The organism is Streptomyces sp. NPDC002055 (assembly GCF_040296705.1).
Taxonomy (GTDB): domain Bacteria; phylum Actinomycetota; class Actinomycetes; order Streptomycetales; family Streptomycetaceae; genus Streptomyces.
The window spans coordinates 13,646-25,761 of record NZ_JBEOXS010000009.1; the positions used below are offsets into that span (position 1 = coordinate 13,646).

Consider the following 12,116-nt stretch of genomic DNA (forward strand, 5'->3'; position numbering starts at 1 on the left):
GCCCGGGGGTGGGCGGCGCGGTCCGGTGCCGGTGCCGTGCCGCTCACCCGGAGCCGGGCGGCGGGGCGGTGGTCACCGGCGGCGGCGCGGCGGGTGCCGGGTGAGCAGGTGCGCGGCGAGCATGGCCAGGACGCAGCCCGGGATCCAGGCGAGCTGGTACCAGTAGAAGAACGGCACGCCGGCCAGCCGGGGCCGGTCCTGGGCGTACCAGGGGACCCAGGACAGCGCGACGATCGGGACGAGCAGGCAGCAGCCGGCCACCGGCCGGCGCCAGGGCCGCGGCCGTTGCCCGTGCGGGGATCCCAGCGGTCTCACCCGACGACTCTCCTCATTCCTGTCGGTATGTGCAAGAGTTGCCGTTGCTCAACGCTCGGTTGACGGCAAATTCAGTTAGAACCCCGACATTGTTGGTCAGTTGGCGGCGTTGCGTTCGACCCGGCAGTCCGGCACCAGGCACCTGGCACCACACCGAAGGCGGTGAAGATGAGCGGAGGCGCGGCAGCCGGGACGCTTCTCTCCGTCATCGCCGGGGCCTCACTGCTCGCCGTCACCGCCCGTCGGCTGCACCCCAACGACGACCTGCCGTCGCTCGGCCGCTGGGCGCTGGCCGACCGAGGTCTGGGCACCGTGTGGACCTGGTGGCTGCTGGGCGGCACCGTCTTCACCGCCTACACCTTCACCGCCGTCCCCGGCCTGGTGTACGGCAACGGTGCCCCCGCGCTGTTCGCGCTGCCGTACACGATCATCGTCTGCCCGCTGGCCTTCGTCCTGCTGCCCCGGATGTGGGCCGTGGCGCGCCGGCACGGTCATGTCACCGCCGCCGATTTCGTCCGCAGCCGCTACGACTCCGCGCCCCTGGCCATGGTCGTCGCGCTCACCGGCATCCTCGCCACCATGCCGTACCTCGCCCTGCAACTCCTGGGCATCCGTGCGGTGCTGGACGTCGCCGGGATCTCCTCCCGGGGCGTGGCGAGCGACGCCGTCATGGTCGTGATCTTCGCCGGGCTGGCCGTCGCCACCTACCGGTACGGGCTGCGCGCTCCCGCCGTCATCTCACCGCTCAAGGGCGTCGCGGTGTTCGCCTCGGTGCTGGCGGTCTGCTGGCTGGTGCTCACCCGGCTCGGCGGCCCCGGCGGCGTCTTCGCGGCGGCCGCCGCCCGGCTGCCGTCCACGTCCGCGCACGCCACGCTCGTCCTCACCCCCGGGCAGCAGCCCGCGTTCGTCACCCTCGCGATCGGTTCGGCGCTCGCCCTGCTGATGTATCCGCACGTCCTCACCGCCGCGTTCGCCGCCTCCGGGCCGGCCGCGCTGCGCCGGGTCAGCATCGCGCTGCCGGTGTGGACGGCCTGCCTGGCCCTGTTCGGATTCCTTGGCATCGCCGCCGTCGCGGCGGATGTGAACACCCCCGAGCACAGCGCCGAGGCCGCCGTCCCGATGCTGGTCGACCGGCTGATGCCGGGGCCGCTGACCGGGCTGGTACTGGGCGCCATCACGGTCGGCGCGCTGGTCCCGGCCGCGGTGATGTCGATCGCCGCCGCGACCTCCTTCGTCCGCAACGTCTACGTCGAGTACTTCCACCCGACCGCCACCCCGAAGCGGCAGGTGCGGATCGCCAAGGCGGTGTCGCTCACCGCGAAGGCGGGCGCGGTGGCCTTCGTCTTCGGGCTCCGCGACCAGGACGCCGTCAACCTCCAACTGCTCGGCGGTGTCTGGATCCTGCAGATATTCCCGGCCGTCGCCATCGGCCTCTACACAGCGCGGCTGCGCCCCCGCGCGCTGCTGGCCGGCTGGGCCGCGGGCATGGTCTGCGGCACCGTGCTGGTGATCCGCCACGGCTTCTCCCCCGTCGTACCGCTCGGGCTGCCCCGCTCCCCGGCGGTCTACGCGGGGCTCGCCGCGCTGCTGCTCAACCTCGCGCTCGCGGTGGCCTGCACCGCCGCGGCCGAGGTCATCGGGCGGCGCTCCCGCCCCGCCCGGTCAGGGTGACCGCCAGCACCACCGTGAGCAGCGCGAGCAGTTCCACTCCGGTCGCGGCCAGGGTGAGCGCGGTGACCGAACCGTGCTCCATGGCGAGGCCGCCCAGCGCACCGCCGACGGCCAGACCCAGATACGAGGACGAGCCGTTGAGGGACAGCGCCACGGTCGGTTCGGGGATGTCCAGGCCCGATATCAGGTGGTTCTGTGCCGGGGGCAGCGCCCAGGACGCGACGCCGATGACGCACAGGACCAGCGCGAACAGCACCCAGGTGAGCCGGGATCCGCCCGGTGCGGCCAGGGCGAGCGGCACCGTCGCGGCCAGCCCGGCGAGCAGGACGGCGACGGCGCCGTTGTAGGCGGTCCGGCCGCCGAACCGGTCCGCGGCCCGGCCGCCGACGGCGCTGCCCGCGAGCGCCGCGCAGCCCGACACCAGCAGGAAGGCGCTGATGCCGGCCGCGCCCGTCCCGGTGACCTCCTCGGCGAGCGGCGCCACGTAGACCATCACGGTGAACTCGCCCGCGCAGGCCAGCACATTGGCCAGCAGGGCGATCAGCACCTGCGGGTGCGCCGCCGCCCGGAGGCGCTGCCCGACGGTCACCCGCGGCGGGGCCGGCACCCGCGGAACGGCCACGGCCAGCACGCCCACCGCAACCGTGGCGAGCACGGCCACCAGGACGAGGGTGAGCCGCCAGTCGCCGAGGGCACCGATCAGGGTGCCGAGCGGGACCCCCAGGGCGGTCGCCGCCGACATGCCGCCCGCCACGACGGCCAGCGCCCGGCCCCGCCGGTGCTGCGGGGTGACGCCCACCGTGACGGCCATCGCGCACGGCAGGTACAGCCCGGCCCCCACGGCCGCCAGCACCCGGGACGCCATCAGCACCGGGTAGTCCGGGGCGACGGCGCCCAGCAGGTTGGCGGCGACGAAGACGGTCAGCGCGAGCAGCAGCAGCCGCTTGCGGTCCAGCATGCCGGTGACGGTGGCCAGGACCGGTGCGCCGATCGCGTACACCAGCGCGAAGACGCTGATCAGCTGGCCCGCCGTGGCCGCCGAAACGGTCAGGTCGGCGGCGATTCGGTTGAGCAGCCCGCTGATGATGAGGCTGTCGGTGCCGATGCTGAAGGCGCCCAGGGCCAGCGCCGGCAGCAGCAGCCGGTTGGGGGCGCTCTCCTCGGCGGCGGTCGCCGTCCGGGTGTCGCCGGCGGTGCCGGGTGCGGTCATGGCGGGCTCACTGCTCCCTGTCCGTTCGAGGGTGGTCGGGGCGGGCCGTGCCGGTCAGTCCGAGAACCGGCGCAGATACGCGGTGTTCCGGGCGCCCACCAGGTCGAGCAGGTCCCCGAGCGGCCCGCGCGCGGACGCCCGGGGGGTCCAGACCCACAGTTCGCGCGCCTCCACCCGCGCCCCCCGCCGGGTCTTGGCCTCGAAGCCCTCCAGGCCGAGCCGCACCGCCGTGGCGCCGCCGGCGACGGCCGTGCGGACGGGGTAGTAGAAGGCGGCCCACGGGTAGGAGGCGCCGCGGTCCTCGACGCCGTAGTCGCAGCCGTAGGTCATGAAGACGACGCTCCGGCGGCCGGCGAGGTGCATCGCGCACGCGACGATCCGGCCGTCCCGCTCGACGACGGGGATGCGCACCGCCTCCGGCAGCCTGCGCGCGATCTCGATCCGGGCCCGCCCGATCGCCTCGGCGTCGGCCGTGCCGCCGTGCTTGATCAGCGTCTGTGCCTCCAGCTCGCCGATCCGCCGGGCGTGGGCGACCGGGTCGGCCTCGCCGGTCGACAGGCCCGGAGCCCGGTGGAGCCGCTCCTCCTCCGTCCGGTAGTACCGGCGGCGCCGGGCCGGCAGCCCGGCGAGGAACTCCTCGTAGCTGCCGCGGCCCGCGGTGTCCAGCCAGGACGCGCCGGTCATCGCCCCGCCGCGGAAGCCGGCCTCGGTGAGGACCTCGCGCAGCAGGGTGTCGCGGGGGCTGACGAACGGCAATGCCACGGCTCCCGCACCCCGCTCCACCGCCTCCGTCTGCGCCGCCCGGAGCAGCCGCGCGGCCAGGTCCGCCGCCTCCGCCCGGTCCGCCCCGGGGTGGCACCACAGCTCGCTGCGGTCGAACTCCCGGACGACCAGGGCCGGTCCGACGCCGTCCGTCAGCAGCTGCCACAGCGGGGTGTCCGCCGCCCCGGCCGGCTCGCCCGCCGCGGCGTGGACCAGGGCGCGCCGGTCACGGCGGAGGTCCGCCGTCTCGTCCTCGCGCTCGCCGTCCGCCGGCCGCAGCACGGCGTCGGAGCCGATGAACTTCCACGGATCGCTGGTCGCCCCGGACCGGGGGACGGCCATGACGCCCCGCAGGGCGCCCCGCAGCCGTCCCGCCGACCGGGCGGTGAACAGCACGCTGTCGCCCGGCTCCTGGTACTCCCGGAACTGCAGGAAGCCCCGGGCGGAGTCGATGTCCGCGGCCTCGGTCAGCTCCTCCCACTCACCGGCCGGAACCTCGTCCACACTGCGTAAGACGCCGATGTTCCCCACTGCGCCCCTCACTTCCCGCCCGCCAGGTCGATGAACGATCCTGTCACGTAGGAGGACCGGCCGGACAGCAGCCAGACGACGGCCTCGGCCACCTCCTCCGGCTCGCCGCCCCGCCGCATCGGCAGGTTCCGGGCCAGCCGCTCGACCCGGCCGGGGTCGCCGCCGTCGGCGTGGATGCCGGTGCGGATGAACCCCGGCCGGACGGCGTTGACCCGGATGCCCTCGTCGGCGACCTCCAGCGCGAGCCCGGTGGTGAACGTGTCCACCGCCCCCTTGGACGCGGCGTAGTCGACGTACTCCCCGGGGGAGCCGAGCCGGGCGGCGGCCGACGACACGTTGACGATCGCCCCGCCGGCCCCGCCGCGGGCGGTGGACATCCGCAGCACCGCCTGCCGTGCGCACAGGAAATAGCCGGCCACATTGGTGGTCAGGATCCGGTGCAGCCGGTCCGCGTCCAGGTCCACCACACGGCATTGCCGTTCCAGCACACCGACGTTGTTGACCAGACCGGTCAGCGGACCCAGCTCCGCGTCGGCCGTACGGAAGAGCCGCTCGATGTCCTCCGGGCTGCTCATGTCGGCCCGGACCGCGATCGCCCGGGCGCCGGCCGCGGTCACCCCGGCGACGGCCGCCCGGGCCGCCGCCGCGTCCTCGCGGTAGCTGAGGCAGACGTCCCGCCCCTGCTCGCCGAGGAGGCGCGCCACCGCCGCTCCGATGCCCCGGCTGCCGCCGGTGACCACCACCGTGCCGGCCGTCATCAGATGTCGCCGCCCGAGTCCTTGATGAACTGCGCGGACCACTTGCGCTTGGCGCGCAGGCTGAGCCGGTTGACCGCGTCGGGCACCGGGCCCATGGGCCGGCGGATGTCGATGATCAGCATCACGCGGCGGCCGTCGCTCTCGTTGTAGACCTCGTGCTCGAAGGTGTCGTCGATGAGGATGCCCTCGCCCTCCTTCCAGGTGTGCATCTCCCGGTCCACCCGCAGCCGCGGAGGATTGTTCTCCGGGACGGTCAGCGGCAGGTGGTACCGGAGGATGCCGGCGTACGGGCCCTCGTGCGCCTTCAGCGTCACCCCCGGCTCCAGGATCGCGATGATCGCGTTCACGACGCGCGGGGTGCGCTCGGCGAAGTCCACGAACGTGGGGCAGTCCCGGTAGGCCATCGGGTTGGCCTCGCCCAGCATGTAGGCGTAGTACAGCCGCCAGTCGGTGGACACCTCCGCCGCCCGCAGCGGGTCGATGTCGCCGTAGGGCCGCACGTCCCGGTTCTCGATCAGCTCGGTGACCTCGGCCTTGAGCCGGTCGAACTGGTAATCCAGCTTCCGGGCCTCGGGGAAGAGCGCGTACGGCGACATGATCCGGAACCGGGTGGAGCCGCCGCCGGCCTTCAGGAAGTACCGGTTGACCGCCTTCCGCACACCCGGCTGGTTGATGCTCAGGGAACCCTTCACGACTGACTGTCCTCCTGCGACGACGTGGAACGGATGGGGAACGGGGCCGGGCTCACGCGGTGGCGGGACGGCAGGTGGCGTACAGGAAGCCCGGGTGCACCTCGTCGATGCGGCAGCTCCAGCCCAGGGCCGTCAGCCGCTCGGTCAGCTCCGCCGGGCTGCGGAAGACCTTCACGATGCGGAAGCTGCGCCCGTCCTCCAGGGTCCGGCGGACGGCGACGTCCGGCTCGCTGTCGTCCCGCTGTTCCAGCCGCCGTTCGTGGTCGGTGACGTCGACGAACTCCACGACGCCGCCGGGCCGGACGGCGCGGCGCACGGACGCCCAGAACGCCTCGAACCGGTCGTCGGGCACATGGGCCAGCCAGTGCGCGAAGAACACCGCGTCCCAGCTCCGGTCGGGGGTCCAGGCGAAGAGGTCCTGCTGCCGGAACGACACGTTCGGCAGCCGGTGGCGGCTCGCCTCGGCGATCATCTCGGCGGACCCGTCGAGCGAGGTGACCCGGTCGGCGAGCTGCGAGAGGTGGCGGGTCCAGTAGCCGGTGCCGCTCGCCAGCTCCAGCACGTCACCGGTGAGATTCCCGGCCCGCAGCCGGTCCAGCACCGGCGGCAGCGCGGGGTCCATGTACGGCACGAAGGTCGTGTCGTACTCGGTGGCGCGGGCGCGGTAGTAATCGAGCTGACTGTTCGTCAGGGACTGCGAAGTGGACATCGGTGGCTCTTCCTTCCGGGTCAGCGTGGGCCGATCATCGCCACGAGGTTCTGCGGGCGGAGCAGCATCTTTTCCTTGAAGGTCTCGTTCAGCCGCCCGCACTCGATCGACTCGGCGCCGGTCGACCGCATGAGCCGGACGATCTCCCACCACAGGGCGTAGTAGGGGCTGAACCTGAGGTCGGCGCGGCCGCGCACGTAGCCGCCCGCCCATGCCTGGAGCCGTCTCTCCTCCAGGAAGCAGACGGCCACGGCGAGCGGCCCGCCGTCGTTCTCGCGCACCTCCACCACCCGGACCGGGCCGTCGAGTTCGCGCAGGAACGCCGCCAGCCGCTGCGGGTCGTAGTACTTGGGCGAGCCGGTCCTCGTTGCGCTGGCCGCGATCAGCTCCAGCAGCGGCACCAGCCCCGGGTGGTCCGCCCGGTGGACCCGGACGTGCGCCTGCTCCTCGTACCGGCGCAGCTGCCGCTGGTAGTCCCGCCGCACCGACCGGCGCATTCCGGCCAGATAGGTGTCGCCGTCGGGCGCGTCGGACCGGTGCAGCGTCCAGCGGGGCACCAGCTCCTGGCGCCGGAACCCGCCGCGCTCCAGCGCCGGCAGCATCGGATGGTCGGCGCCGAGGTTGACGAACCCCCAGCGGGCGGCGCCGAGTTCGGCGGCCCGGGCGGCGAACGCGCCGGTCAGCGCCTCCAGCGCGGCCTCGTCGGCGGCCAGCAGCCGGGAGTCCGGGGAGTGCCACATGGGGGACAGCAGAGCCTGTTCGCCGTCGGCCAGCCCGAGCAGGCCGAGCGGATCGCCCTGGAGATAGGTGGGGGCCGCGGCGACCAGTTCGCCGTCCCGGCGGACCTCCAGGTAGCGGGGTTCGCTGATCCGCTGGACGGGGTGGTGCTCGTAGGCGCGGAGGAAGGCGCGGGTGTGGAAGACCGGGGCGTCCAGCCGGGTCACCAGGGCGTCCCAGTCGGAGGTCAGCCCGTCCGCACCGCCCGTGCCGCGGACCTCGGCGGGCGCGGGCCCGCCGAGGTCCGTCCTCGCCGGCTCGGCGGCGGGGGACGCCGCCGGCCGGTCCGCCGGTCCGGACTCCGGGGCGGCGGTGGCGGCCGCGGCGGGCGGCCGGGGCGCCGGGGACGGCCCGGCCGGGCGCCCCAGCACGGCGCCGATCGCCCGGGCGCACCCGTCGATCTCGGCGGCCTCCACCGGTCCCATGTGGCCGATGCGCAGCACCTCGCTCTTCCAGGGGCCGCGCCCGGAGGACACCCAGACGTCGTGCTCGGCCGCCAGCCGCTCGCGCACCCGTTCCGCGTTCCCCTCGGGCAGCCGCACCGCGGTCACCGTGGGGGAGCTGTCCGCTTCGGCCGGAACGACCGTCAGACCCTCGGCGCGCAGCGCCTCCCGGCAGCGCCGCGCGGTGCGGGCGTGGCGCTCCCACACCGCCTCGACGCCCTCCTTCTCCACGGCGGCGAGGGCGGTGTCCAGGGCGTACAGCACCGAGAGGGCCGGCGTGTACGTCGTCGTGCCCTCCCGCGCGTGCTCGGCGGCGCGGGCGAGGCTCAGGTAGTAGGGGGCCGCGCCGGGTGCGGCGGCCCGGGCCAGGGCCCGCTCGGAGACGGCGACCAGCGACAGGCCCGGCGGGCAGGCGAGGGCCTTCTGCGTCACTCCCACGGCGGCGTCCAGCCCCAGGTCGTCGAAGGCCACTTCACGGGCGGCCAGCGAACTGACCACGTCGACGAGGACGAGGCAGTCGCTGACCGACCGGATGGCCCGCGCCCAGTCGCGCAGCGGCGCGACGACCCCGGTGGACGTCTCGTTGTGGGTGAGCAGCACCGCGTCGTACCCGGTGGCCAGCCGCTCGGTGAGGCGCTCGGTGTCCACGACGGAGCCCCAGGGGGCGGCCAGCACGTCGACCAGCGCGCCGTGGTGCGCGGCGATCTCCGCGAAGCGCTCGCCGAAGTAGCCGAGCTGGACGGAGAGCACCCGGTCCCCGGGCCGCAGCAGCGAGCCGGCGACGGCCTCCAGGCCGCCGGTCCCGGAGCAGGTCAGCGGCAGGACGGTGCCGCTCGTGCCGAACACCGCGCCCAGCCGCGGCGCGATACCGCCGAACAGGTCGCGGAAGCCGGCCGAACGGTGGCTCACCATCGGGGTGGTCATGGCCGCGAGGGTGGCTTCCGGCACGTCGACCGGTCCGGTCACCCGGTAGTTGCGCATGTGCTGCCTCGCTTTCCCCTCACGTCGGTGCAAAGGATCGACTCCAGCCCCGCCCGCACCTGGTCGCGGTCCAGCCGGACGGGTGTCCCGGTCATCCGGTTCGAGGACATGCCTTCCGCGACGAGCGGATCGAGCGGCGTGTCCCGGGAGGTGCCGTACGGCCGGGCGGCACGCAGGTCCAGCAACTGCCGCAGCGCCCCGGCCAGGTCGGTGCCCGCGGCGTCGGCGCCGAAGAGCCGCCGCAGGGTGGCGACCGCCTCCCGGACCGCCGCCGGGCCGCGGGCGTCGGTCACCCGGTCCGGCTCGGCCGTCTCCACCAGCGGCGCGAGCCAGGACAGGTTGAGCGCGCAGGCCAGGCCGTGGGGGATGCCGAGATGCGCGGTCAGCGGATAGGAGAGGGCGTGGGCGGCCGTGGTCCGGGTGATGTCGATGGCCTGACCCGCCAGGGTGGCCGCCCGGCTGAGCGCGTCCCGCCCGGCCGGGTCCGGCAGCGTGCCGGCGTGCCGCAGGACCGGCAGCAGGTCGGTCAGCGCCGCCGTGGCCAGCTCCCGGGACTCGGCGGTGGACCGCACCGACCACAGCGACTCGACGGCGTGCGCCAGGGTGTCGAAGGCGCAGGTCCAGGTCAGCGCGGGCGGGCAGGTCTCGGTCAGCTCCGGGTCCACCACGGCCGTCTCGGCGAGCGCCGCCGGGGTGTCCAGGGAGACCTTGCGGTGTCCCCGGTAGAGCGTCGCGAACCGGGTCACCTCGCTGCCGGTGCCGGCCGTGGTGGGCACGAGCAGCAGCTCCGGCCCGTCCACCGGGGCCGGCCGGCGGCCCGCGATGACGTCGTCGGCCCCGGCCGGGTCGGCGGGCAGCACCCGTGCGGCCTTGGCGACGTCCAGCGTGGAACCGCCGCCGATGCCGACCACCAGGTCGGCGCCGGAGGCACGGCACAGCCGGGCGGCCTCGACCGCCTGCCCGACCGTGGGGTTGGGGTGGAAGGCGCTGAACGTCGGTGCGTCCGGCGGCAGCCAGTCGGCGACCGGGGCCCGGCGCAGCGCCCCGGCGCCGGCGACGACCAGGATCCGGCGGCCCGCGCACACCCGGGCGACCTCGGCGAAGCTGCCCCGGCCGGTCAGCAGGAGGGGGCCGCCCCGGCGGCCGGTCCGCTGCCCGGAGGCCGCGGTCACGGTGCCTCCCGGGAGGCGTGGTCCTGCGCCGGGCCGGCCGTTCCCGCCGGGCCGGCTGTTCCGGCCGAACCGTCCGTTCCCGCCGGGCCGGCCGCGGCGGGTGCCCCGGTGGCCGCTGTCCGGAACCGCTCGGCGATCTGCACCGGGCCGGTCGAGGCGGTCGCCCGGGGATGGACCTCGCCGGGGGTGGGCTGCACGGTGAGCGCGAGGAGCACCGGCCCCTCGGCGGTCAGCGCGGTGCGCAGCCGGCCGGTCAGGTCCTCGGCACGGTCGCAGGTGAGGACGGTCCGGTAGCCGAGTCCGCGGCCCAGGGCCGCCCAGTCCAGCCCGCCGGAGGTGGTGGGCTGGCAGCCGGTGGACTCGTAGCAGCCGTTGTCGACCACGACGTGGGTGAGGTTCCCGGCGCCGGACGCGCCGATCGTGGAGCCGGTCCCCAGGTGCATGAGGAAGGCGCCGTCGCCGTCGAGGACCACCGTGCGCCGGTCCGGGCGGGCGGTGGCCAGGCCGATGCCCACCGCGGAGGCGTGCCCCATGGAGCCCTGCATGTAGAAGTTGCCCGGCCGGTCCCGTTCGTGGTGGGCCTGGCGGGACAGATAGCCCGTGGTGCTGACCAGCAGCTCGTCCGTCAGCTCCGCCATGAGGGCGGACACCGCGCGCGGCCGGGTGAGCCGGTCGTCGGCGGGCGCGCCGGCGGGGTACGCGCCGGCGCTCTTGCCGATGGCCCCCCGGGGCACCAGCAGGAAGAACGGACGGCCCTGCGCCCGCGCCTCGGCGGCCCGGTCCAGCGCCTCGGTGAGCTTCCCCGGCCACAGCACGGTGTGCGGCACGTCGAGGGTCTCCAGCAGCGCGACGGTCGAGCCGCCCATGGCGGCGTGCTGCGGCTCGTCCTCTGCCGGATCGGGCCAGCCGCGCATGGTCATGACCACGAGGACCGGCACCCGGTACGGCAGCAGCAGCGAGGTGAGCGGGTTGACCAGATTGCCGAAGCCGGAGTTCTGGCAGAGCACGGCCGACATCCGGCCCGCCAGCTCCCAGCCGGCCGCGACGGCGAGGGCGGCACCCTCGGAGGCGGCGGGCGTCAGCTCCCCGGCGCCGTCGAACAGCGCCCACGGCCCCGCGAGATGGCCGCAGGGCACCCCCGTCACGCTGCGCACCCCGTGCGCCCGGAGGGCGTCGGTGAACTCCTCCGCGGTGATCTGCCCGCTCATCGGTCGATCTCCAGCCACTGGTCCATCCCGGAGACCGCGAAGATGTCCTTGACCGAGGCGATGCGCGGCTCCACGGCCGCGGTCGACCCCTCCGCGAGGACGGTGGCCCAGGTGTCCCGGATGGCCGTGATGGCCGCCCGCATGCCCTGGTTGGCGTAGATGACCATGGAGATCCCGGCCTCCCGCGCCTCGGTGGCGGAGAAGTCGGAGTAGGTGGTCGGCACCACGACCACCGGCGCCCGGTGGTTCCACTCCCGCATGAAGGAGACGACCTCACCGGAGTCGACCGACTTGGAGTGGACCAGGACGGCGTCGGCCCCGGCGTCGACGTAGTGGTGGCAGCGGCTCAGCGCCTCCTGGAGGCCGAGACCGCAGATGAACGCCTCGGTCCGGGCGATCAGCACGGTGTCCGGGGAGGCCTGGGCGCCCTTGGCTGCCTCCAGCTTGTGCCCGAACTCGCCGATGTCGAGCAGCTTCTGACCGGAATTCACAAAGCTGTTCCGCTTGGGGAAGATCTTGTCCTCGATGCAGACACCGGCGACGCCGGCCTCCTCGTAGCGCATCATCGTGTGGGCCGCGTTCAGGACGCCGCCGAAGCCGGTGTCGCAGTCGGCGACCACCGGCACCGTCACCGAGCGCTGCATCGCGACGGCCCCGGACAGGTACTCGGCCATGCCGAGCAGGCTCACGTCCGGCAGGCCGTGCGCGGCCGAGATCTCCAGTCCGGACGCCCAGACGGCGTCGAATCCGGCTTCCTCCGCGAGCCGGGCCGACAGACCGTCGTGCGCGCCGGCCGTCCGGACGAGACGGCCGCTCGCGAAAGCCTCCCGGAGGACGGCTGCGCGCGGGGCGGACAGGGCGGGTGCTGCGTGTGGAGCTACGGTCAT

General features: G+C 74.6%; 11 protein-coding genes. 1 reads left to right on the plus strand and 10 read right to left on the minus strand.

The features are described from left to right. Nucleotides 1-72 precede the first annotated feature (72 nt). Entirely contained in the window at nucleotides 73-315 is a 243-nt protein-coding gene (locus tag ABT112_RS07330) for a DUF3311 domain-containing protein (protein WP_502975269.1), read from the minus strand. A gap of 168 nt (nucleotides 316-483) precedes the next feature. Here ABT112_RS07330 and ABT112_RS07335 point away from each other — a divergent pair, with 168 nt between their 5' ends. Further along, nucleotides 484-1,986: a sodium:solute symporter family protein gene (locus ABT112_RS07335; protein ID WP_351506553.1), complete on the plus strand. Its 1,503-nt coding sequence runs from the start codon at nucleotides 484-486 to the stop codon at nucleotides 1,984-1,986. Here ABT112_RS07335 and ABT112_RS07340 read toward each other — a convergent pair. Genes ABT112_RS07340 through ABT112_RS07380 form a run of 9 tightly spaced genes read right to left on the minus strand, consistent with a single transcriptional unit; the run spans nucleotide 1,949 to nucleotide 12,116 of the window. Next, complete coding sequence (locus tag ABT112_RS07340) at nucleotides 1,949-3,196, minus strand: MFS transporter (protein ID WP_351506555.1); 1,248 nt, start codon at nucleotides 3,194-3,196, stop codon at nucleotides 1,949-1,951. The genes ABT112_RS07335 and ABT112_RS07340 overlap by 38 nt on opposite strands. 54 nt (nucleotides 3,197-3,250) lie before the next feature. Beyond that, nucleotides 3,251-4,489 (minus strand): peptidogalycan biosysnthesis protein, encoded by a 1,239-nt coding sequence (locus tag ABT112_RS07345; protein ID WP_351506558.1) that lies wholly within the window; start codon nucleotides 4,487-4,489, stop codon nucleotides 3,251-3,253. A gap of 8 nt (nucleotides 4,490-4,497) precedes the next feature. After that, a complete protein-coding gene (locus ABT112_RS07350; protein WP_351506560.1) occupies nucleotides 4,498-5,247 on the minus strand; it encodes an SDR family oxidoreductase in 750 nt (249 codons plus the stop codon). Beyond that, on the minus strand, nucleotides 5,247-5,939 hold the full coding sequence (locus ABT112_RS07355) for an aspartyl/asparaginyl beta-hydroxylase domain-containing protein (protein ID WP_351506562.1): 693 nt from the start codon (nucleotides 5,937-5,939) through the stop codon (nucleotides 5,247-5,249). The genes ABT112_RS07350 and ABT112_RS07355 overlap by 1 nt, the downstream gene beginning before the upstream one ends. A gap of 52 nt (nucleotides 5,940-5,991) precedes the next feature. Continuing rightward, a complete protein-coding gene (locus ABT112_RS07360; RefSeq protein WP_351506564.1) occupies nucleotides 5,992-6,648 on the minus strand; it encodes a class I SAM-dependent methyltransferase in 657 nt (218 codons plus the stop codon). 20 nt (nucleotides 6,649-6,668) lie between these two features. Continuing rightward, on the minus strand, nucleotides 6,669-8,849 hold the full coding sequence (locus ABT112_RS07365; protein WP_351506566.1) for an aminotransferase class V-fold PLP-dependent enzyme: 2,181 nt from the start codon (nucleotides 8,847-8,849) through the stop codon (nucleotides 6,669-6,671). After that, a complete protein-coding gene (locus ABT112_RS07370; RefSeq protein WP_351506568.1) occupies nucleotides 8,831-10,021 on the minus strand; it encodes a phosphonoacetaldehyde reductase in 1,191 nt (396 codons plus the stop codon). Before ABT112_RS07370 ends, ABT112_RS07365 begins: the two co-directional genes overlap by 19 nt. Beyond that, nucleotides 10,018-11,229, minus strand: coding sequence for a phosphonopyruvate decarboxylase (gene aepY, locus ABT112_RS07375; RefSeq protein WP_351506570.1), 1,212 nt, complete (start codon nucleotides 11,227-11,229; stop codon nucleotides 10,018-10,020). The genes ABT112_RS07370 and aepY overlap by 4 nt, the downstream gene beginning before the upstream one ends. Then, complete coding sequence (locus ABT112_RS07380; RefSeq protein WP_351506573.1) at nucleotides 11,226-12,116, minus strand: isocitrate lyase/phosphoenolpyruvate mutase family protein; 891 nt, start codon at nucleotides 12,114-12,116, stop codon at nucleotides 11,226-11,228. The genes aepY and ABT112_RS07380 overlap by 4 nt, the downstream gene beginning before the upstream one ends.

What these genes read in the sequence shown, in the direction of transcription:
- ABT112_RS07340 (WP_351506555.1), bottom strand. Translation starts at nt 3,196, where the DNA reads ATGACCGCACCCGGCACCGCCGGCGACACCCGGACGGCGACCGCCGCC.
- ABT112_RS07350 (WP_351506560.1), bottom strand. Translation starts at nt 5,247, where the DNA reads ATGACGGCCGGCACGGTGGTGGTCACCGGCGGCAGCCGGGGCATCGGA.
- ABT112_RS07360 (WP_351506564.1), bottom strand. Translation starts at nt 6,648, where the DNA reads ATGTCCACTTCGCAGTCCCTGACGAACAGTCAGCTCGATTACTACCGC.
- aepY (WP_351506570.1), bottom strand. Translation starts at nt 11,229, where the DNA reads ATGAGCGGGCAGATCACCGCGGAGGAGTTCACCGACGCCCTCCGGGCG.
- ABT112_RS07365 (WP_351506566.1), bottom strand. Translation starts at nt 8,849, where the DNA reads ATGCGCAACTACCGGGTGACCGGACCGGTCGACGTGCCGGAAGCCACC.
- ABT112_RS07380 (WP_351506573.1), bottom strand. Translation starts at nt 12,116, where the DNA reads ATGACCGTAGCTCCACACGCAGCACCCGCCCTGTCCGCCCCGCGCGCA.
- ABT112_RS07335 (WP_351506553.1), top strand. Translation starts at nt 484, where the DNA reads ATGAGCGGAGGCGCGGCAGCCGGGACGCTTCTCTCCGTCATCGCCGGG.